Origin of the sequence: Lysobacter sp. HDW10, assembly GCF_011300685.1 — a bacterium.
Taxonomy (GTDB): domain Bacteria; phylum Pseudomonadota; class Gammaproteobacteria; order Xanthomonadales; family Xanthomonadaceae; genus Solilutibacter.
The window spans coordinates 803210-823796 of the sequence record NZ_CP049864.1; the positions used below are offsets into that span (position 1 = coordinate 803210).

21 protein-coding genes are annotated in these 20587 nt (G+C 57.5%); 19 read left to right on the top strand and 2 right to left on the bottom strand.

Annotated elements, in window-relative coordinates:
- Positions 1-13: 13 nt before the first annotated feature.
- A complete protein-coding gene (locus G7069_RS03890; RefSeq protein WP_166294473.1) occupies positions 14-472 on the bottom strand; it encodes a nuclear transport factor 2 family protein in 459 nt (152 codons plus the stop codon).
- 168 nt (positions 473-640) lie between these two features.
- On the opposite strand from G7069_RS03890, the gene G7069_RS03895 reads away from it, so the two are divergent.
- From G7069_RS03895 to G7069_RS03905, 3 genes are read left to right on the top strand one after another with little or no spacing between them, the layout of a single operon-like run.
- Positions 641-1942 carry a YadA-like family protein gene (locus G7069_RS03895; protein WP_205758750.1) on the top strand — a complete coding sequence of 434 codons (1302 nt, stop codon included), beginning with the start codon at positions 641-643 and terminating at the stop codon, positions 1940-1942.
- A 43-nt stretch (positions 1943-1985) separates the two neighbouring features.
- The gene (locus G7069_RS03900; RefSeq protein ID WP_166294477.1) at positions 1986-2837 is read left to right on the top strand and encodes a dienelactone hydrolase family protein; all 852 of its coding nucleotides are present in this window, start codon (positions 1986-1988) and stop codon (positions 2835-2837) included.
- A gap of 45 nt (positions 2838-2882) precedes the next feature.
- The gene (locus tag G7069_RS03905) at positions 2883-3311 is read left to right on the top strand and encodes an effector binding domain-containing protein (protein WP_166294479.1); all 429 of its coding nucleotides are present in this window, start codon (positions 2883-2885) and stop codon (positions 3309-3311) included.
- A gap of 37 nt (positions 3312-3348) precedes the next feature.
- Here G7069_RS03905 and G7069_RS03910 read toward each other — a convergent pair whose 3' ends face one another.
- Positions 3349-7044 carry an indolepyruvate ferredoxin oxidoreductase family protein gene (locus G7069_RS03910; RefSeq protein ID WP_166294481.1) on the bottom strand — a complete coding sequence of 1232 codons (3696 nt, stop codon included), beginning with the start codon at positions 7042-7044 and terminating at the stop codon, positions 3349-3351.
- Positions 7045-7185: 141 nt separating this feature from the next.
- Between G7069_RS03910 and G7069_RS03915 the strand changes: the two genes are divergently transcribed.
- The 16 genes from G7069_RS03915 (at position 7186) to G7069_RS03990 (ending at position 20562) form a co-directional block, all read left to right on the top strand.
- A complete protein-coding gene (locus G7069_RS03915) occupies positions 7186-7821 on the top strand; it encodes a ParA family protein (protein WP_166294483.1) in 636 nt (211 codons plus the stop codon).
- A gap of 3 nt (positions 7822-7824) precedes the next feature.
- On the top strand, positions 7825-8301 hold the full coding sequence (locus G7069_RS03920) for a histidine phosphatase family protein (protein ID WP_166294486.1): 477 nt from the start codon (positions 7825-7827) through the stop codon (positions 8299-8301).
- A gap of 3 nt (positions 8302-8304) precedes the next feature.
- Positions 8305-10077, top strand: coding sequence for a phospholipase D family protein (locus tag G7069_RS03925; protein ID WP_166294488.1), 1773 nt, complete (start codon positions 8305-8307; stop codon positions 10075-10077).
- 163 nt (positions 10078-10240) lie between these two features.
- Complete coding sequence (locus G7069_RS03930; RefSeq protein WP_166294490.1) at positions 10241-10543, top strand: helix-turn-helix transcriptional regulator; 303 nt, start codon at positions 10241-10243, stop codon at positions 10541-10543.
- 2 nt (positions 10544-10545) lie between these two features.
- Positions 10546-11832, top strand: a complete 1287-nt coding sequence (locus tag G7069_RS03935; RefSeq protein WP_166294492.1) for a type II toxin-antitoxin system HipA family toxin — start codon at positions 10546-10548, stop codon at positions 11830-11832.
- Positions 11833-11965: 133 nt separating this feature from the next.
- Entirely contained in the window at positions 11966-12205 is a 240-nt protein-coding gene (locus G7069_RS03940; protein WP_166294495.1) for a hypothetical protein, read from the top strand.
- 75 nt (positions 12206-12280) lie between these two features.
- Positions 12281-13336: an NAD(P)-dependent alcohol dehydrogenase gene (locus G7069_RS03945; RefSeq protein WP_166294497.1), complete on the top strand. Its 1056-nt coding sequence runs from the start codon at positions 12281-12283 to the stop codon at positions 13334-13336.
- Positions 13337-13426: 90 nt separating this feature from the next.
- Positions 13427-13636: a hypothetical protein gene (locus tag G7069_RS03950; protein WP_166294499.1), complete on the top strand. Its 210-nt coding sequence runs from the start codon at positions 13427-13429 to the stop codon at positions 13634-13636.
- 44 nt (positions 13637-13680) lie between these two features.
- Positions 13681-14100: a hotdog fold thioesterase gene (locus tag G7069_RS03955; RefSeq protein ID WP_166294501.1), complete on the top strand. Its 420-nt coding sequence runs from the start codon at positions 13681-13683 to the stop codon at positions 14098-14100.
- 72 nt (positions 14101-14172) lie between these two features.
- Positions 14173-14688 carry a c-type cytochrome gene (locus tag G7069_RS03960; protein ID WP_166294503.1) on the top strand — a complete coding sequence of 172 codons (516 nt, stop codon included), beginning with the start codon at positions 14173-14175 and terminating at the stop codon, positions 14686-14688.
- 85 nt (positions 14689-14773) lie between these two features.
- Positions 14774-15442, top strand: a complete 669-nt coding sequence (locus G7069_RS03965; protein WP_166294505.1) for a CocE/NonD family hydrolase — start codon at positions 14774-14776, stop codon at positions 15440-15442.
- Complete coding sequence (gene zapE / locus G7069_RS03970) at positions 15439-16569, top strand: cell division protein ZapE (protein WP_166294508.1); 1131 nt, start codon at positions 15439-15441, stop codon at positions 16567-16569. Before G7069_RS03965 ends, zapE begins: the two co-directional genes overlap by 4 nt.
- On the top strand, positions 16566-17381 hold the full coding sequence (gene queF / locus G7069_RS03975) for an NADPH-dependent 7-cyano-7-deazaguanine reductase QueF (RefSeq protein WP_166294510.1): 816 nt from the start codon (positions 16566-16568) through the stop codon (positions 17379-17381). The genes zapE and queF overlap by 4 nt, the downstream gene beginning before the upstream one ends.
- A 67-nt stretch (positions 17382-17448) precedes the next feature.
- Positions 17449-17703, top strand: a complete 255-nt coding sequence (locus tag G7069_RS03980; protein WP_240912628.1) for a LysM peptidoglycan-binding domain-containing protein — start codon at positions 17449-17451, stop codon at positions 17701-17703.
- A gap of 35 nt (positions 17704-17738) precedes the next feature.
- Positions 17739-18227, top strand: a complete 489-nt coding sequence (locus tag G7069_RS03985; protein WP_166294514.1) for a hypothetical protein — start codon at positions 17739-17741, stop codon at positions 18225-18227.
- Between the two features lie 115 nt (positions 18228-18342).
- Positions 18343-20562: an NADP-dependent isocitrate dehydrogenase gene (locus G7069_RS03990; protein ID WP_166294516.1), complete on the top strand. Its 2220-nt coding sequence runs from the start codon at positions 18343-18345 to the stop codon at positions 20560-20562.
- The last annotated feature ends 25 nt before the right edge of the window (positions 20563-20587 follow it).

Sequence of the window (20587 nt, forward strand, 5' to 3'; positions counted from 1 at the left end):
GCAAGCGCGCGTATCACGGATCAGATATCGGCGTGATTTGAACGCGCACGACTTTCCAAACACATCGATGTCGACGATACGTATCGGTAAAACGATAGTGGGTTGAGAACGGTTGCCCTTGCCAACGACCCGACAAGCGTGTGGTGCCAGTCAAGAAGGCAAAGTCTCCGAATACGCGGACCTCAAGCTGCGCCATCGTGTAAGGCGTGATTTCAAGGCGCTGATCCAACACAGACGAGAGAAACCCGCGGGTGTCGTTTAGCGCGCCTGATTCGCCGATGTGCACAAAGCCTTCTGCCATGTTGGCTTCGATGCGACTGCGGTCTTTCCGGACGATGGCCGCGTCCCACGCGACGGCTTGTGCAATCAATGTTGCGCGCACTTGGGCGGGTGTACTTGGCGCGCACGCGTGCGGCGCGCCGTGTGGGCAAAGCTGCTGCAGCAGACACAACAGAAGCGCGAGGAGTGACATGGGAGCACCTTTGGATCGAGTCATTCGTCCTTGGGTTACGCATTCCGGCAGTCACCCCTGACAGACCCAAGGTCGTTCGAACACGCACGCACTTGTGAATGTCAGACATGCGTGGCGCTTCTCGTATCCCAAATATCACCTCGTTTCTTCACCGGAGAGTTCCACCCCATGTTCCCTTCCCGTTTTGCTCCCGCGGCCTTCGCGCTTCTTTTGTTGTCCGCCGTCTCAGCACCAGCGCATGCCGCCGACAAATCCTGCAAAAATCCCGCAGGTGTTGATATCCCCGGTGATACGAACCAGGGCTACGAAGTGGGCATCGAAAACACGACGTGCGCGACAACCGCGAATGCAACCGGCGTGCAAAACAACGCATCAGCGGAAGGCGCGACGGCCATCGGCTATCAGAATGAAGCGTTTGCAATCAACAGCGTTGCGATGGGTCGTGGAAACATAACGAGGGGATTGTCCAGTCTCGCAATCGGGTTCAACAACGAAACAGCCGAGTCCGCGAACTATGCAACCGCGATCGGCCGTTTCAATACAGTGGCTGCTGAACGAGGTGTCGCCCTGGGTATCAATAACAACGTTGTCGGACAACGCGGTCTTGCAATGGGTACAGACAGTCTCGTTTCCGGTACTGACGCAGTCGCGTTGGGGTTCCATGTGACGGCGAGCCACGACCACGCGGTTGCAATCGGAGACTATGCCACGACCGATCGTGCGTATTCGGTCTCATTCGGAGACGCGCTCGTGCAGCGACAGCTGACGCACGTTGCCGCCGGCACGCAGGCCACGGATGCCACCAATCTTTCTCAGCTGAGGGATATGGCAGGCGCTCTAGGTGGCGGGGCCGGATTCGACGCGGGCGGCGCCTTCGTGCCGCCCGTCTACACCATTCAAGGGAACAACTACGGCACGGTGTGGGACGCCTTGACCGCGGTCGACAGTCGCCTGACATCTGGCGGCGGAAGCGGCGCCGGTGTTTCCCAAATGTATGTGGACAACGCCGACGCGCGGACACTTCTTGCGGCAAATCAACATGCAGACAGCCAAGCGCAACAAGTTGTTGCGTCGGCGCGAAAATATGCGGAGATGGCGGTAGACCATGCCGATCGCGGCGACGCCGCTACGCTGACGGCGGCCAAGGCGTATACCGATCAGCAAGTACTGCTGAAAGATGACAGGTTCACGCAATTGAACACGCGCGTCGAACGCGGCTTTCAGAGCGCGGGTCAGCGCATCGACAAGACCGGTGCAATGAGCGTGGCGATGACGCAGATGTCGGTGAATACGATGAATGGCAGTTCGACCAAAGGGCGACTGGCCGTGGGTATCGGCGTCCAAGGTAACCAAGCGGCAGTCGCTGTCGGCTACGGCAAGCGCTTCGCGACACGCGCTTCGTTTTCATTGGGCGCCAGCTTCACGCAGGGCCACGCATCGGCAGGTGCCGGCATCGGTGTGGACCTGTGATGCCACGTGACGTGGTCACACACACAGTCTGTTTGGAGGCCGCATGCGCATCTCAAAAACGTTGAACGCCGTGGTGATGTTCGCTTGCGTCTTGCTCAGCCCGAGCCATCTCCGGGCTGAAGACGACGCGATTGGCAACATCGCACGTAGCGAGTCGATAGGTGGTCAGCGTTTTCTTGTATTCGAAACGGGGGGTGCCGAAGCTAAAGATGCGCTGCCGCTCATCGTGGCCTTGCACGGTGGTGGCGGCGAACCACAGGACATGCAGTCGCATTTCGAGAAAATGCAGTTGCGCGCACGCGTGATCTTGCCGCGCGCGCCCTATGTCCGTGGCACAGGACGTTCGTGGTATCCGATGGAATACGGCCAGCTAGGGACACACGCGCAAGAAGCTGTGGCGTTTGACATGGCTGATGCATTGGCACGCAACTTGGCGGTCTATCGCGAACGATATCCCACCGTCGGAAAACCGATCATTTCGGGTTTTTCTTTTGGTGGCGACATGGCGCTTCTGGTTGCCTTGCGCCACCCTGCTGCGATCTCAGCCGCGTTTCCGATAGCCGCGCGCTGGACGCCCTCGTGGCTGCCCACCCGCAATACTTGTGCGCCCGAATGTCCGCGCATCCACGCCTTCCATGGCGATTCAGATCCGGTCGTGCCGCTCGGTCCGACATCTGAAGCGGTGTCAGCACTGTCTGTTGCCGGCTATCGCTCGTACTTGACGCTTTTAACCGGCGTGGGACACGAATTTACACCCGCGATGGACGTGCTCTTGCAACAAGCGCTGCGCTGTTGGACTGTTCAAGAAGGCGCAGAAGCACAACCAAGAGCATGGTGTTCGCGTCAGAATTCTGCTTCACTCCAAGAGGGGCGTGCGGGCGATGAACCGCGTTGAATCAAGCAGCACATCTCTCATCTCCATGCACAGGATATGGATGACATGACCCTCCTCCAACAAAGTGGCGGCTTCCACGTCGAAGGCGCGTCGGTACGCACAAGCAACAGCCGGGAAATGTCGCCGCACGGGCAGATCAAAGGGCTCTGGCAGCACTATTGCGAATCCGCAGCGTTCTCCGTTTCAGAAACGGCATTTGCTGTCTATTCCGATTACGAAACAGATCGCGATGGCGACTATACGGTGACCGTCGGTAAAGCGTCTGAGACGGGCATCGAAGTCAGTGCCGGAACGTATTTGATTTTTACTTCAGAAGGAAGGTCACCGGAGGCAATAGGCAACGCGTGGAATCGCGTTTGGCTGTACTTTTCAACGTGTGACACATACATCCGCACTTTCAAAACGGACTATGAAGTGTATGCACCGGATGGTGCGGTCACACTCCATATCGGCGTCGAACACATCGCAGTCTGACCCGCACAAAAAACCCCGCTTGCGCGGGGTCTTTTGTTTAAGCCACCTGCACAATGCGCAGTGGATTGCCCCATTGCGCCAGCAGCTCTTGCTCACGCTGCTTCGCCTTTTCAAAGTGCGCATGTTTGACATGACCGAAGCCGCGGATGTGTTCTGGCACAGAAGCAATTTCAGCAGCCAGCGCGACATTGCCTGCATCCAAGGTCGGCAGTAGCTGACCAATGGTTTCTGCGTAGTCTGTGATGAGCTTGCGCTCCATCTTGCGTTCTTCGGTGCGACCGAACACGTCAAAGGTGCCGCCGCGCAAATGTTTGAACTTCGCCAATTGCGCAAACGCCTTCAACATCCAAGGGCCGTACTGCTGCTTCATCAACTGGCCCTTGGCATTCTTCTTCGCGAACAAAGGCGGTGCCAGGTGAAGGTTGATTTTGACCTTACCTTCGAACTGTTGCGCGATGCGGCGTTGGAACTCGCCATTGGTGTAGAGGCGCGCCACTTCGTACTCATCTTTGTAAGCCATGAGTTTGAAGTAGTAGCGCGCAACTGCTTCAGTGAGATCCGTGCTGCCTGACACGCGACGGTCTTCTGCCGCGCGCACTTGATTGACCAAGGCGAGATAGCGATCGGCATAGGCCTTGTCTTGGTAGTCGGTCAGGAACTCGACGCGACGCTTGATGATTTCGTCGAGTGAGCGTGACAGGCGCGAGTCATCCAAAGGCAAGAAGGTGACACCGTCTTTGCCGTGTGCGGGCACATGACGCAGCTCGTCTTCTTCGAAGGTTTGGCCAACACCGGTCAAACCCGATTCCAAGCCTTCGTTATGCGTCGCCGGCAACATCGCCAAGGCGTGCGGCGTACGCTCTGCTTGTGTTTGCGTGTTGCGAACAACGCCCGAGGCTTCCACCACAGCCGCCATGTCGATGGCAGCCAAACGGCCCCACGCGAATGCCGTCTTATTCATTGGCACCGCAGCGCCGTTCAGCTCAACGGCACGCATCAAGGCTTCGAAGGAAATCGGCACCAGACCTTGTTGCCATGCATAGCCCAAGATGAAGAGGTTGGCTGCAATGGCATCACCCATCAATGCAGTCGCCAATTGCGTGGCATCGATGGTCATCGGTGCTTCACCGCCCAAGGCCTGTGCAACGGCCGAAATGATGTCGGGCGCCGGGAACTGCATGTCGGGACGCGTGGTGAAGGTGCCGGGCATCGCTTCATAGGTGTTCAAGACGACGCGTGTGCGTTCGGCGCGAATCTTCGACAAGGCCCAGTAGTCGTTCACCACCACCATGTCGCAACCGAGCACCAAGTCCGCTTCACCGGCGGCAATGCGCACGGCGTGGATATCTTCAGGCGTCTTGGCAATACGGATGTGCGTCGTGACGGCGCCGCCCTTTTGTGCGAGACCTGTTTGATCCAACACAGTGGCCCCTTTGGCTTCCAAGTGACCTGCCATGCCGATCAATGCACCGATGGTGACCACGCCCGTACCACCCACGCCGGTGATCAGGATGTTCCAAGGCTTGTCGAGTGCGCTCGCAAACGTCGGCATCGGCAAGCTTTCGAGACGCTCTGCCGCCGACACTTTGCGACCTTTCTTCAAGGTGCCGCCTTCGACCGTTACAAAGCTCGGACAAAAGCCTTCGACACAAGAGAAATCTTTGTTGCAGTTCGACTGATCGATATCACGCTTACGTCCGAATTCGGTGTCCTTCGGCAGTACAGAGACGCAGAAGGATTTTTCACCACAATCGCCGCAGCCTTCGCAGACCAGCGAGTTCACGATGACGCGCTTGTTCGGGTCGACCATCTTGCCGCGCTTGCGTCGACGACGTTTCTCAGTCGCGCAGGTTTGGTCGTAGATCAATACCGAAACGCCTTTCACTTCACGCAGGCGGCGTTGTACATCATCGAGATCCTTACGGTCGTGGAATTCCACTTCCTTCGGGAACAGATAGCGCTGACGCGTCCACTTCGCGATGTCATCCGACAACAGCATGATCGTGTGCACGCCTTCAGAGAGCACCTGCTGTGCAATCTGCGGCACGCTCAAGGTGCCATCCACAGGTTGACCACCCGTCATCGCCACAGCGTCGTTGTACAGAATCTTGTAGGTGATGTTCACGCCCGCCGCGACCGATTGGCGGATCGCCAACGAGCCACTGTGGAAGTAAGTGCCATCGCCCAAGTTTTGGAAGACGTGCGGGGTGTTGGTAAATGCGGCTTGACCCGCCCACGTCACGCCTTCGCCGCCCATGTGCGTAAAGGTGTCGGTGTCGCGGTTCATCCAGGTCACCATGTAATGGCAACCAATGCCTGCCAAAGCACGTGAGCCTTCCGGCACCTTGGTGCTGGTGTTGTGCGGACAGCCCGAGCAGTAGTGCGGCACGCGCGGGAAGTTCGCGCGCGGCAAAGCCAACTCACCTTCCTTACCTTCCATCCACTGCATGACAGTGCGAATCTGCTCACTGTCGTGGAAGCGTTGGATGCGTTTGGCAATAACACCTGCAATGCGCGCCGGCGTAAGTTCACCTGTCGACGGCAAAATCCACTCGCCACTTTCGTCGTACTTGCCGACGATGCTCGGACGATCGCCGTCGAAGTTGAAGAACAATTCCTTCATTTGGCTTTCGATGAAGCTGTGCTTTTCTTCGACGACCAAAATGTCCTTCAAGCCGCGTGCAAAGGCGCGAATGCCGACAGGCTCCAGCGGCCACGTCATGCCGACCTTGTACACACGGATACCAATGTCGCGGCATGCGGCTTCGTCGAGGCCGAGATATTCCAGCGCTTGCAACACATCGAGGTAGCTCTTGCCGGTGGTCACGATGCCCAAACGCGCATCGGCACTGTCCACGACAACGCGGTCGATCTTGTTCGCACGTGCAAAGGCTTGCGCGGCCTTCACTGCATAACGATGCAAACGCATTTCCTGATCCATCGGCGGATCCGGCCAACGAATGTTGAGGCCGCCTTGCGGCATGTCGAATTCGTCATCGCCCGGAATGATGATCTGTTGCGCAAACGGATTCACATCGACGGAAGCAGATGACTCCACCGTTTCCGCAATCGTTTTGAAACCCACCCAGCGACCGGTGAAACGGCTCATCGCAAAACCGAGCAAGCCCATTTCGAGAATGTCTTGAACACCCGCCGGATTGAGCACCGGCATCATCGCGCTCACGAATTCGTGTTCAGAACCGTGCGGCAGCGTGGAGGAGCGACACGCATGGTCATCTGCAGCCAGCGCCAGTACGCCGCCAAATTGCGCGGTGCCCGCGGCGTTCGCATGTTTGAACACGTCGCCACAACGATCCACACCCGGACCTTTGCCGTACCACATGCCGAACACGCCATCGTGCTTGGCGCCTTCAAACAAACCGGTCTGCTGTGTGCCCCACACCATCGTCGCGCCGAGGTCTTCATTCAAACCCGGTGTGAACTTCACGCTGTTGCGTTCCAGATGTTGCTTGGCGCGCCAAAGTTCAAGATCGAAACCGCCCAAGGGCGAACCCCGATACCCACTGATGAAGCCCGCGGTGTCCAAGCCTGCAGCCTGATCGCGCAAGCGCTGCATCATCGGCAAGCGAACCAGTGCCTGGACACCCGAAAGATAAATGCGGCCTTCGGTGCGGCGGTACTTATCTTCAAGCGTGTAATCGACGTCGCTGACGCCGTGGGTGAGGCCCGTGTTGGCGGACGCGGGGGAGGAGAGTTCGGCCGTGGAGGTCATTGCGTCTCTGTCTAAAAGTACTGGCAGCGCGCATTTTACTGGGGTTTCCCCTGATTTCCTGTGAGGTGATGACCGAACACCTCGATTTTCAGCGGTCCAATGATAGGCTTGGAACCCAATGCACTTTTTCGAGGGCGTGCGGTGAAGTCAATTCTTGTGGCTAGTTCGAAGGGCGGTGTGGGTAAAACCACCGTGGTGACCAATCTCGCAGCGCAGGCTGCAGTCGCTGGTTTGAATACCGTCATCGTGGATGCCGACCCCCAACGTTCCGCAACCCACTGGGCGCAACGTCGCTCCGGTCTCGACAATGCGGTGCTTCCGATTGATGGCACGCGCGCCAATTGGCAGAAGAAGATCCCGCAAGATACGCAGCGCGTCATCATCGACACGCCCGCAGGTGCCACGCGCGCCTCGCTTCAAGCGTATTTGGATGAAGCCCAGGTCGTGATCGTGCCGGTCGGCCCGTCTGCGCTTGATATCGAGCCGACCGTGCATTTTCTGAACGAAATTCATAAGCATCCGCGCGTTAAGAAGGGCCAGTTGCCGATTGGCCTCGTGGTCAACCGTGTCAAACCTTGGACGCAAGCGACGCAACAGGCCGTTGAGTTGCTGAAGTCTTGGAACGTGCCGGTAGTGGCGCAGATGCGCGACAGTCAGGCCTACGTGATGCTGGCCGGCCTCGGCCGCGGCTTGCACGACTATCATTCGGCGCAAATTCGTGAGCACCAAGCAGATTGGGCACCGTTGCTCACTTGGGCGCAGCGCGCGCGGGGCTGATGGATGTTTGAGCTGGTCTTGATTCGCCATGCCCACGCCAAACCGGCTGAGGGTGATGAAACCGATATGGATCGTGCGTTGTCCAACCCGGGCCAAGTAGAAGGCTGGACCACGGGCGCATGGTTGCATGCGCGCCGTTCGCAACCCGAACGCGTGCTCTGTTCCCCGGCACGCCGCACGCGCGAAACCATGGAAGCGGTGATGCGTTCGATGGGGCCGCTGCCGATGCGACTTGAGCCTGCCATTTATGAGGCCAGCACCGGTGAGTTGATCACCTTGGTCGATAACAACCGCGATGCCGATTCCCTTTGGGTCGTCGGTCACAACCCAGGCTTGGAACAACTGGTGGCCTTGCTGGCGGATGGTCGCACGGGTGATTACCGCGGCATGTCTCCGGGCTCCGTCGCGGTGTTGCATTTTCCTAAAGAAGCAGAGATTGAACCTGGCGTCGCGACCCTAGTCGATTTCTGGTCACCTTGATCTATGCACTACCGCTTGGCCCTTGCCCTTGCACTGACTTGGCTGTGCCTCGCGTGCGCGGGCTGTTCAACGCTGAGCCCGAAGGACAGTGCCGAAGCCACGCGGATTTTGGCCGAGGGTAAATCGACTGCGCTGACGTGTGAGCGCGAAGATCATTGCGCGATAGAGAACCGCTTGAGCCGCGCCGCGGATTCGGCGATCGCCAGTTCCACGGCTGAAGCCCCAAAGCACGCGGTTTGGATTGTGGAGTCGGGTCAAGAAGCACTGCACTCGCGCGTGTCGATGATTCGCGCGGCACAGCATTCCATCGATCTTCAGACCTACATTTTTGACGAAGATGACAGCGCGCGCATGATCATGCGTGAGTTGATTGCGGCGGCAAAGCGTGGCGTAAAAGTACGCATCTTGATTGACCAGCTCTCGGCCTTCAAAAGCGCGCGTACGCAAGTGGCTGTCGCGGGCGCGCATCAGAATTTGGATCTAAAAATCTATAACCCTCTGTTCGAACGCGGCTCGCTGTCGAATCCATTGCAGTACGCCTTGGCCAGCATCGCGCAATTTCGGACTTTGAATCAACGCATGCATACGAAGCTGCTGATTGTCGACGACAAGTTGGGATTGACCGGCGGTCGCAATTATCAGGATGACTATTTCGATTGGAGCCCGAGCTTCAATTTTCTAGACCGAGACATTCTTGTGGCGGGTCCGGTGGTGCGCCGAATGTCGGAAACGTTCAACGTGTTTTGGCACTCGTCACGCGCAAAAGCAATGCCGGAATTGAAAGATGCCGTCTCGCTGCTGCAAACGCAGGGCGTGCCGAAACTGTCTGACGCGGCCTATGAATTTCCAGATCGTGTGCGTGCGTTTCAAGCGGCGTCGGCCGATGTCGCTGCGCTTGATGACATGTATGCACGCATGGAAATTGATACCGGCGACGTGCAATTTATTGCCGACTTGCCCGCAAAACATCGAAGAGGCCCATCAGCGGTCAGAAAGCAGGACCCGTTCTCTTCAGAGCTGAGCCAAGTCATTGCGTCGACGCAATCAGAAATCATTTTGCAAACACCGTACTTGGTGTTGACCAATGCAGCGCAACGGTCGTTCGTTGCATTGCAAGATCGCGCCGAACCGCCGCGCGTGATTGTGTCGAGCAATAGCTTGGCCTCTACGGACAACATGCTCACGTACGGGATGGCCTACAAATACCGACGCCGCTATATGCGTCGTCTCGGCTTTGAGATGTTCGAGTTGAAGCCGCATCCTGCCAGCGTCGCGTTCGATGTCGTCGCAGCCCGTAGCGAAAAAGATTCGCACGTTGCAATTCACGCCAAGTCCATCGTGGTGGATCGAACCATTGCTGTGGTCGGCACACACAATTTCGATCCGCGCAGCCAGCACTACAACACGGAAGCCGCAGTCATCGTGCGCGACCCAAAGGTGGCCGAGCGTGTCGCGCACAACATGCTGCGCATGATGCAGCCGGACAATGCCTGGACCATCGCACCGAACCGCAAGGCCTTGCGGAAAGTCGACGAAGCGGTCCTATCTGGGACCGAAGCATTGCCGATTTTGGATCTCTGGCCGTCGCGCTACGGCACCAGTTACCAATTTGTGCCCGGACCCGCGTGTCCCGCGCCTGTGAGTTTCAAATCACCCGACTTCCAAAAATGCTATCGCTTGGTCGGTGACTTCCCTGAAGTGAATGTGGTCTCGTTACGCTGGTGGCTGACCCGCGTGATCACAGCCATGGGCGCGGTGACCATGCCCTTCCTTTAGAAGGGTATTCAGAGCGTAGGCTGTTTAATTAGCGCAAATCTGCCTAATAGTGGCAAAGAGCACCATAAAAAGCGAAAAGTTGCCTATACAAGCAAGTTCGTTTAATGAGCAGATAAGCGCACTTTGATACACTCGATTTGAGATAACAAGCGGAAATCCGCCAATGACCGTCACTCAGTTCAAGACGCCCGAAGAAGTGTTGGAAGTGCTTGGCGCGCGCATCAGCCGGCTTCGCATCGCGCAGGCGATCACGCAATCAGAGCTGGCCAGTCGCGCAGGCGTATCGCTTCGCGCCTTGGGCGATCTGGAGCGCGGACAAGGCTCTTCGTTGACCACCTATATCCGCGTGCTCAAAGCCCTCAACGCACTGGACACCTTGGAGCAATTGGCACCCACGCCGGTGATCAGCCCAATGGCGCTCCTTCGCAGCCGTGGTGCCGAGCCCAAGCGCGCGCCGAGAAAGTAGCGATGACCGCCTTTCAGCCGACCGCCATCGAGGTGCGCATTTGGAACCAACGGGTGGGTGCCGTCGCAGCAGATCCAAACATCGGTGCGTATGTCTTTGAATATGACCCCGCATGGGTACGACGCGGCATCGAACTCGCGCCGCTGATGATGCCGACACAAGGCCAAGGTCTTTATACATTCCCGAGTTTGGATCAAGACGCGTTTAAGGGCCTGCCCGGTCTATTGGCCGACGCGCTGCCAGATGATTTTGGTAATCAATTGATTGATGCGTGGATGGCCAGCCACGGGATCGACAAGGGCGCGGTCACGACGCTCGATCGCCTCGCCTATATGGGTCAGCGCGGCATGGGTGCCTTGACGTTCAGGCCGGCGCGCGGTTCTGCGCGTGAATCGCAACAACCTTTGGCCATGAAGCATCTGGTGGAAGAAGCGCGTCGTGCCATCCACGCAGACCTTAACGATGAAGAGGCGGCACAAGCCGCGCTGGCCAACATCATTCGCGTGGGCACATCTGCCGGTGGCGCGCGTGCGAAAGCCGTCATCGCTTGGCATCCCGAGACGGGCGAAATTCGCAGCGGTCAGTTCGATGTTGCGCCCAGCTGGGAACATTGGTTGCTCAAGCTCGATGGCGTGGGCAAAGATCTCGAGCTTGGTTCAGGACAAGACTACGGCCGTATCGAATATGCCTACTACCTGATGGCGACGACTGCGGGGATCACCATGAGCCCAAGTCGGTTGTTAAACGAGCACGATCGCTGCCATTTCATGACGCGTCGATTCGATCGCGAAGGCAATCAAAAAGTCCACGTTCAAACACTCTGCGCCCTACAACATCTGAACTACCGTCAGCGTGCAACGCATGCCTACGAACAGTTGTTCATGACCGCGGTCCGGCTCGGTGTCCCGCATGCCGCACTCACCGAACTCTTTACGCGCATGGTGTTCAACGTTGTGGCGCGCAATCATGATGATCACACCAAGAACCATGCCTTTATGCTGCGACAAGGTGAAGCGTGGATACTTGCACCTGCGTACGACGTCACCTTTGCATACAACCCGCAAGGCGAATGGACGCAACGACATCTGATGAGTGTCAATGGCAAGTTCGATGCCATCACGCGACAGGATCTCATGACGGTCGCTTCGCGCTTCTCAATTGCGGGTGCCGATGCTGCGATAGAGCGCGTACGAGAGGCCGTCTCCGCATGGCCCGATTTCGCAAACGAAGCAGGGCTTCACCAAGACGAAATCAATCGGATCGGAGCGCTCCACCTCACCCGGATGTAGGGCATTTCAGCGCAACGCATTCTGCGCGCAATCTACGCAAAAATCAGGCCAACCGACAAAGAAGAGACTCATCACGGATTAAGCCAGACAGGCGCACGATCTGAAGTGTCCACCCTTATTCGCGAGGCACGTCATGGACGCCCAATACAACAACAAAGACCGGCGCCAATTCGTCCGCTTGGACAACCGCACATTGGCGGGTGAGAACAATGCATTGCACGCGCCCACCGGAGAGAGTGACACCTACTTGCCGGAAATCCACAGCGGCGATGGCAGCACCCCGTTTGGTGTGGGCTACGGCCATAGCAGCGGCTATGTGCACAACAAACCCTACACCCACGCGTGGGGTCCGTTGCGCTTCTCGATTCGCTGAATTCGCACCGCAATAACACCAAAAGCTCTAAAGTCGTTGGATCGCATTCGCGCGCATGCTTGAGAAGGACACCCAATGACCGTTAACGCCTTTGGTGCTTATGCCGGCGACCAACCGTTGCAGGCTTTGACCATTTCACGTCGCCCTGTGGCTGCGCACGATGTGCAGATCGACATCGCGTTTTGCGGTGTGTGTCATTCGGATTTGCATCAGGTGCGTGCCGAGTGGGCGGGCACGCTGTTTCCGTGTGTGCCCGGGCATGAAATCGTAGGACGCGTTTCTGCAATCGGCAGCGACGTGTCTGCGTTCAAGGTGGGCGACCTCGTCGGTGTTGGCTGCATCGTCGATAGCTGTCGCACCTGCGAAGACTGCGATGAAGGCTTGGAAAACTATTGCGACACCATGATCGGCACGTACAACTCGCCGACGCCAGATGCACCCGGCCACACCTTGGGTGGCTACTCAGAAAAAATTGTTGTCAGCGAACGCTACGTGTTGCGCGTGAGCCACAGCGAAGCACAGCTTGCAGCCGTTGCACCACTCTTGTGCGCCGGCATCACAACGTGGTCCCCCTTGCGTCATTGGAATGTCGGGCCTGGGAAGAAAGTCGGCATCGTTGGCATTGGCGGCCTCGGACACATGGGCGTCAAACTCGCGCACGCACTCGGTGCGCATGTGGTCGCCTTCACCACTTCAGAATCCAAGCGCAAAGATGCTTTGGCCTTGGGCGCAGATGAAGTTGTGGTTTCACGCAATGAAGATGAAATGCGCGCCCATCGCAAAAGTTTCGACTTCATTCTCAACACGGTCGCGGCACCGCATCCCCTGGATGCATTTCTCGCCTTGCTCAAACGCGATGGTGCAATGACCTTGGTCGGCGCACCTTCGACGCCGCATCCGTCGCCCAATGTCTTTAGCTTGATCATGAAGCGCCGCGCGTTGGCGGGCTCTCTGATTGGCGGCATTCCTGAAACCCAAGAAATGCTCGACTTCTGTGCAAAGCACAACATCGTCTCGGACATCGAATTGATCCGCGCCGACGAAATCAATGCCGCCTACGAACGCATGCTCAAGGGCGACGTGAAATACCGCTTCGTGATCGATAACGCGAGCCTGTCTGCCGACGCCTAAACCGGCGTGACCATGGTGGGGTGACTTCTGGCACATTCGCTGTTGTTTTGGTGTGTTAGTCTACCAGTACACCACAACAACGAGACAGACATGAACGCTCAATTCCACACCGCCGACCGCCGTCAATATGCCCGCTTGGACAACCGCACCCTGGCTGCCAACAGCGAATCTTACCTGCCGGAATCCAAGGCCAACCAAGAACCCGCCCGCTTCGGCGTGGGCTATGGCAGCAGCAGTGGCTACGTCAGCCGCCGCCGTTACACCCAAGAATTCGGACCGGCTCGCTTTTCCGTTCGCTGAAACTTCGGGGTAACCTTCAGTTCTACCCCAGCTGCAGGCCCCCGATGTTTCAGCGTTCCGTCACCCTAGAAGAACTCAACGCGCTTTCCCGCAACACCCTGATGGTGCCGCTGGGCATCCGCTTCACCGAAATTGGCCCTGACTTCCTGCGCGGCACCATGCCTGTGGATGCACGCACGCATCAACCCTATGGCCTGCTGCATGGCGGCGCATCCGCCGCCTTGGCCGAGACGCTCGGCAGCACTGCAGCAGGGATGTGCGTTGGTGAAGGGGAGGGCGTCGTCGGTATTGAAATCAACGCCAACCACCTCTCCGGCGTCCGCGAAGGCTTGGTCACCGGCACTGCACGCCCCCTACATGTCGGCCGCTCCACCCAAGTCTGGGAAATCCGGATCGAAGACGAAGCAGGCAAGCTCGTCTGCGTTTCCAGGCTCACCCTCGCGGTCATCCGTCGAAGGACCTGACTGGTTCACCCCGCGCCTAGCCTTTATACTGTGTGGCTAGCGCCGCAAGGGAGCGGCTTGGGAACAGGCAACGTGCGCAATTACGATCTCGAGTTTTTGAAAAAGTTTTCCATGATCATTGTTTTCCTGTCGGTGTTGACCGTGGGCTTGATCATTGCGGCTCACTACATTGGCAAGCAATTGCCGTATGAAGTGTCGAAGAGCGCAGAACAGAAGACGATTGAACGCATTGCGCCCGTGGGTGCCGTCTATGCCGGTCGTACCGGTTTGGCCCAACAAGCCGCAGCGGACGAAGCCGCGAAAGACAAAGCCAAGTCGGCCGTCGCCTATGGCGGCACCACCGACGGTAAGGTCATCTACGACAACCTCTGCACCGGTTGCCACACCTCCGGTTCGGGCGGTGCGCCGACCTTGGATCCGTCGCATTGGACCGCGCGTATCGCACAAGGTAAGGACACCCTGTACAAGCACGCTATCGAAGGCTTCACCGGTGCCTCCGGTGCGATGCCGGCACGTGGCGGTAACCCCGCGTTGACCGACGAGCAAATGAAGGCCACCGTGGATTGGATGCTCGCGCAAGCGAAGTGATCCACTCGCACATGATCGACTGCACGCCGCCTCCGGGCGGCGTCGCTTTTTCTGACGTATACAGCTGAACGTGCACACTGGTCGGATGAACATCGAAAACACCCCCTTTCCAGCGGTCGACAGCACGCTGATGCTCGAAGGTCCTGCGGGCCCCTTGGAAGTCCAAGTCGAATGGCCGGATGTTGGCCAAAGTGCGCAAAACGCAACGGCGATCGTGTGCCATCCCTTGCCCACCGGCGGCGGCACCAAAGACAACAAGGTCGTGACCACGACGGCCAAGGCGTTCCGTGAAATGGGCATGCCAAGCGTGCGCTTTAACTTCCGCGGCACCGGGAAGTCGGCAGGGGCGTTCGACAATGGTGTGGGTGAACTCGCCGACCTCTTAGCCATCGTGCAATGGGTCCGAACTGCACGACCGAACACCACACTCTGGTTGGCCGGTTTCAGTTTCGGTAGCTATGTGTCGCTGAGTGCTGTCGCCCAGGCGCGACCGGACTATCTCCTTTCGATCGCGCCACCTGCAGGGCGATGGGACTTCGCCTCGATTGCGGCACCGGCGATGCCTTGGCTGGTTGTGCAAGGTGAGGCGGACGAATTGGTCGACGCGGCGACCGTCAAACAGTGGTTCGATGGTTTGCACGCACCACACGCAAGTTACATTTCGATGCCCGAGACCTCGCACTTTTTCCACGGCAAATTGATTGATCTGCGTGACGCGATCTTGAACTGGGCGCGCAACGCCAACACGCTATGAGTCTGAAGCCTTCACCCACGCAAGCCTATTTGGCGGGCGTACAAAGCGGCGCATGGCAATCCGATCCTGCGCAGTTGGAAGTTCTGCGTGTGTTGGACCGCATTCAATCAGAGCTACGTGTCGAGTCAGACACGGGCCGCGGCTTTCTGTCCAAGCTGTTCAAACGCGAAGAGACGGCACCTGTGTGCGGTCTTTACGTGTGGGGAGGGGTCGGCCGCGGCAAGACCTTCATGGTGGATCTGTTCTACGACACGGTCGAGACCTCAAAGAAGAAACGCACACACTTCCATCGATTCATGCGGGAAGTCCATGCGCGATTGATGGCGCATGCCGGCGAGAGTGATCCGCTGGTCAAGATTGCCGAAGAATGGCGCGACAGTTTGCGCTTGTTGGTGCTCGACGAATTCATCGTGACCGATATCGGTGACGCCATGTTGCTGGGACGCTTGCTGGATCAATTGTTCGCGCAAGGCGTCACCTTGGTGACCACCTCGAACACGCCACCTGTGAATTTGTACAAAGACGGCTTGCAACGGGCAAGTTTCTTGCCTGCGATTGCATTGATCGAACAGCATTGCGAAGTGGTCGAGATTCACAGCACGACGGATTACCGCTTACGTGCATTGACGCAAAGTCCGGTGTATCGCGCGCCTCTGGACGCGCAGTCTGATACTTGGCTCGAATCGCGTTGGCATGAACTGGGCGGCGACGACAAACATCGCGACGCCGGGTTGCTCATCGACGGCCGACGCATCCCGGTGCGTGCACGCGTGCCGGGCATGGTGTGGTTGGACTTCGCTGCACTGTGTGATGGGCCGCGCGGGACGACCGACTACATTGAGATCGCGCAAGAGTTTCATACGGTGTTCTGCGGCGGAATTCCACGCTTCGATGGCAACAACGACGATCCTGCGCGTCGCTTCATCAATGCGATCGATGAGTTCTACGATCGCAATGTCAACTTTGTTTGCACGGCAGATGCACCCCCGGAGACCTTGTATCAAGGGACACGCATGGCGGCGGTATTCGAACGCACCGCTTCAAGATTGATTGAAATGCAAAGCGCTGAATATCTTGCCAACGAACACGCCAGCTGTGTAGAGAACCGCGCGGAGCCGACACAATGAATTCGCATACCCCTGAAAGCAGTCAATTAGGCCGCGGCACAGCGTACCCAACGGCGTACGACGAAACACTGCTCTTTCCGATTCCGCGCTCGCAAGCACGCGATGAGATTGGTATTCATGGCGCGCTGCCTTTTATCGGCCACGATGTTTGGAATGCCTATGAGTTGAGTTGGCTGGATGCGCAGGGCAAGCCCATTGTCGATACAGCGCAATTCATCGTGCCGGCGACATCACCAAATCTGATTGAGTCAAAGTCTTTCAAGCTGTACTTGAATAGCTTGAATAGCGCGAACTTCGCATCGCATGAGGCAGTGCAAGCGCGTGTAACCGCGGCACTCTCCAAGGCTGCCGGCGCGCCCGTCACCCTGCGCTTCGGCGTACCGCATACGCAAGAAGAAGCATCGGGGTCGTGTATCGACGACCTGCCGGTCACGATCAAGACGTATGGTCCACCCGATGCACGCTTGCTGAAGCACAGTGCGGCAGATGTCTCGGAAGTACTGTTTTCAAGACTGTTGAAATCAAATTGCCCGGTGACGTCGCAACCCGATTGGGCGACTTTGACGATCGACTACAGCGGGCCGCAGTTGGATCGCAGCGCACTGCTCGAGTACATCGTGAGTTTCCGTAACCACTGTGAATTCCACGAGCAGTGCGTAGAACGCATTTTTATAGATTTAATGACGCAGACTTCACCGCGTCGCTTGTCAGTAACCGCGCGCTATACACGACGCGGTGGCTTGGACATCAATCCCTGGCGTGCAACGGTGAATGAAAACCGAATGGAATTCGTCCGTGATGTCCGGCAATGAGGAAATGATTCGTTCTTAACATGCCCCGTGGCATGGTGAAATCACTCGATGCCTCAGAAGGATTCAAGTGATGAACAACGAACGTCCTGATTTCTCCGACGTCCAATCCTCCGTGACCTCAACCGAAGAAATTGTTGAGAACGGCGGCGGTGCAGGCGCACAAACGTATACGGTCAAGTCCGGCGACACGCTGTCGCACATTTCGAAAGCGTTCTACGGCAATGCCAATAAGTGGAACACCATCTTTGAAGCCAACCGCGACCAACTGGACGACCCCGACAAGATCAAGCCGGGTCAAGTTCTGAACATTCCGGCTGCCTGAATTCAAACGTCCCAATCCATTTCCAAGGAACGAATATGACCAAGAATCGTCTTTCACTTGTTGTTGCCGCCGCTTTGATTTCCTCGATCGCCATCGTGGGCTGTAAGAAGAAAGAAGAAGCAGTTGTTACACCCGCACCGACACCGGTTGAAACGGCGCCGGCACCTGCACCGGTCGCCGCGACGGCGTCCGTCACCTCGCTCGACCTGGGCAATGCCGTGGGTGCAGACATGAAGGTCACGATGCCGATGACTGCCTTCAAGCCTTCAGACGCCATCATCGCAGCGGTCGGTACCTCGACCAGCGACGCAGCAGCGACCGTCCCGGGCAAGTTGGCCGCGAAGTGGACGTATCAAGATGGCCAAGTGGTCAATGAAGAGTCGAAAGACGTCAACTTCAATGGCAATGGCGTCACCAACTTCAAGATCAATAGCCCGAAGGGCTTCCCGGTCGGTAAGTACAAGGTCGATATCAGCTTGGACGGCATGCCGGTCAAGTCGGCTGAGTTCACAGTCGCCAAGTAAGTCATCCACACGCTTGCGTGTAGTGGGGCGCGTCGGAAACGGCGCGCCTTTTCTTTGCATCCACCCCACGCCAGCGGCGACAATGGGGGCTTAAGTCGAATCCTAGGAATCTGAAATGTCGAATGACGCCAAGCTCATTTACACGCTGACTGATGAAGCGCCGTATCTTGCCACGCAATCGCTGCTCCCCATCGTGCGTGCCTTTGCAAAGCAGGCGGGCGTGACGGTTGAGACACGCGACATTTCATTGGCGGGCCGCATCCTTGCACAGTTTCCCGAGGCGCTCGGTGACAAGAAAGTCGACGATCATCTGGCCGAACTCGGACACTTGGCCACCACGCCCGATGCCAACATCATCAAGTTGCCGAACATTTCTGCGTCGGTGCCGCAATTGAAGGCGGCGATCAAAGAACTTCAGGTACACGGCTTTGCTGTGCCGGATTACGCCGACGAACCTGCGACTGACGCAGAGAAAGACGCGCGCGCGCGCTACTCGAAAGTGATGGGCTCTGCCGTCAATCCTGTGTTGCGCGAAGGCAACAGTGACCGCCGCGCGCCGTTGTCGGTGAAGAACTACGCGAAGAAGCATCCGCATCGCATGGGTCAATGGGACGCGGCTTCGAAAACGCGCATCGCGCATATGGACGGCGGTGACTTTTACGGTAATGAACGTTCGGTCACGCTGCCCGCAGACGACACCGTCAACATCATGTTTGAAGGTGCACACGGCGTTCGCACCCTCAAAGAAGGTTTGAAGCTGAAGGCGGGCGAGATCATCAGTGCAGCCAGCATGGACACGGCGCGCTTGGCCGAATTTGTGGACGCCTCTATCGCAGCAGCGAAAGCAGAAAACCTGTTGCTGTCACTGCACTTGAAAGCCACGATGATGAAAGTCAGCGACCCGATCATGTTCGGCGTTGCGGTGAAGCGTTACTACGCGCCCGTGTTGGAAAAGCACGCCAAAGCATTGGATGAAGCGGGCTTTGATCCGAACAATGGCATTGGCGACTTGTACGCGCGTTTGCCGGCGATGCCTGAAGCAACGCGCACTGCGATCGAAGCAGATATCGCGGCGCTTTACGCAGAACGCCCTGCGCTTGCCATGGTGAACTCCGACAAAGGCATCACCAACTTGCATGTGCCGAGTGATGTGATCGTTGACGCTTCAATGCCTGCGATGCTGCGCGACAGTGGCAAGATGTGGAACACACAAGGAAAGTTGCAAGACACCTTGGCGATGATTCCGGACCGCAACTACGCAGGCATTTATGCCGCCGTGGTCGCAGATATGAAGGCGCACGGCGCCTTGGACCCGGCCACGATGGGCAGCGTGCCGAACGTGGGCTTGATGGCACAGAAGGCCGAAGAGTACGGCAGTCACGACAAAACGTTCCAGCTGACGGAAGACGGCACGGTCAAGGTGATTGATGCTTCAGGCAAGATTTTGCTGCAGCACGCGGTACGCGCCGGTGATATTTGGCGCATGAGCCAAACCAAAGATGCACCGATCCAAGACTGGGTGAAGTTGGCCGTGAATCGCGCACGCTTGTCGAACACGCCTGCGGTGTTCTGGTTGGATGCGAATCGTGCACATGATCGCGAAGTGATTTCAAAAGTCGAAGCAGCGCTGAAAGGCTTGGATACACAAGGCTTGGACATCAGCATTCAATCGCCTGTCGATGCGATGACATTTACACTGGCGCGCGCACGCAAAGGACAAGACACCATTTCGGTTACGGGCAATGTGTTGCGTGACTATCTGACGGACCTGTTCCCGATCATGGAACTCGGCACGTCGGCAAAGATGCTTTCGATCGTGCCTTTGATGGCCGGCGGCGGCTTGTTCGAAACCGGTGCAGGCGGTTCGGCGCCGAAGCATGTGCAACAGTTCGTTGAAGAGAACTATCTGCGCTGGGATTCGTTGGGTGAGTTCTTGGCAATCGCCGCGTCGCTCGAGCATTTGGCCGAACACACGGGCAACAAGAAAGCCAAGGTGCTTGCCGATGCATTGGATGTCGCGAATGGCAAGATCTTGGACGACAACCGTTCGCCTGCACGCAAAGTGGGAGAGCTCGACAACAGGGGCTCACACTTCTATCTCGCCATGTATTGGGCGCAAGCCTTGGCAGCACAAAACGACGACGCTGAGTTGAAAGCGGCTTTTGCACCGTTGGCCGAAGCGTTGACGCGCGACGAAACCAAAATCGTGAGCGAATTGAATAGCGCGCAAGGTCATGCGGTGGATATCGGTGGCTATTACAAACCGGATGTCGCGAAGTTGGCTGCCGCGATGCGTCCAAGCACGACGTTCAATGCGGATTTGGAATTGATCTAAACCGCCCACGCAACCCTTATAAGAC

Bases quoted from the DNA above. Each gene is read 5' to 3' on its own strand.
- queF (WP_166294510.1), top strand. From the start codon at position 16,566: ATGAATTCGCATACCCCTGAAAGCAGTCAATTAGGCCGCGGCACAGCG.
- G7069_RS03895 (WP_205758750.1), top strand. From the start codon at position 641: ATGTTCCCTTCCCGTTTTGCTCCCGCGGCCTTCGCGCTTCTTTTGTTG.
- G7069_RS03945 (WP_166294497.1), top strand. From the start codon at position 12,281: ATGACCGTTAACGCCTTTGGTGCTTATGCCGGCGACCAACCGTTGCAG.
- G7069_RS03930 (WP_166294490.1), top strand. From the start codon at position 10,241: ATGACCGTCACTCAGTTCAAGACGCCCGAAGAAGTGTTGGAAGTGCTT.
- G7069_RS03905 (WP_166294479.1), top strand. From the start codon at position 2,883: ATGACCCTCCTCCAACAAAGTGGCGGCTTCCACGTCGAAGGCGCGTCG.
- G7069_RS03910 (WP_166294481.1), bottom strand. From the start codon at position 7,044: ATGACCTCCACGGCCGAACTCTCCTCCCCCGCGTCCGCCAACACGGGC.
- G7069_RS03920 (WP_166294486.1), top strand. From the start codon at position 7,825: ATGTTTGAGCTGGTCTTGATTCGCCATGCCCACGCCAAACCGGCTGAG.
- G7069_RS03935 (WP_166294492.1), top strand. From the start codon at position 10,546: ATGACCGCCTTTCAGCCGACCGCCATCGAGGTGCGCATTTGGAACCAA.
- G7069_RS03965 (WP_166294505.1), top strand. From the start codon at position 14,774: ATGAACATCGAAAACACCCCCTTTCCAGCGGTCGACAGCACGCTGATG.
- G7069_RS03890 (WP_166294473.1), bottom strand. From the start codon at position 472: ATGTCACTCCTCGCGCTTCTGTTGTGTCTGCTGCAGCAGCTTTGCCCA.
- G7069_RS03990 (WP_166294516.1), top strand. From the start codon at position 18,343: ATGTCGAATGACGCCAAGCTCATTTACACGCTGACTGATGAAGCGCCG.
- G7069_RS03955 (WP_166294501.1), top strand. From the start codon at position 13,681: ATGTTTCAGCGTTCCGTCACCCTAGAAGAACTCAACGCGCTTTCCCGC.
- zapE (WP_166294508.1), top strand. From the start codon at position 15,439: ATGAGTCTGAAGCCTTCACCCACGCAAGCCTATTTGGCGGGCGTACAA.
- G7069_RS03925 (WP_166294488.1), top strand. From the start codon at position 8,305: ATGCACTACCGCTTGGCCCTTGCCCTTGCACTGACTTGGCTGTGCCTC.
- G7069_RS03985 (WP_166294514.1), top strand. From the start codon at position 17,739: ATGACCAAGAATCGTCTTTCACTTGTTGTTGCCGCCGCTTTGATTTCC.
- G7069_RS03950 (WP_166294499.1), top strand. From the start codon at position 13,427: ATGAACGCTCAATTCCACACCGCCGACCGCCGTCAATATGCCCGCTTG.
- G7069_RS03900 (WP_166294477.1), top strand. From the start codon at position 1,986: ATGCGCATCTCAAAAACGTTGAACGCCGTGGTGATGTTCGCTTGCGTC.
- G7069_RS03940 (WP_166294495.1), top strand. From the start codon at position 11,966: ATGGACGCCCAATACAACAACAAAGACCGGCGCCAATTCGTCCGCTTG.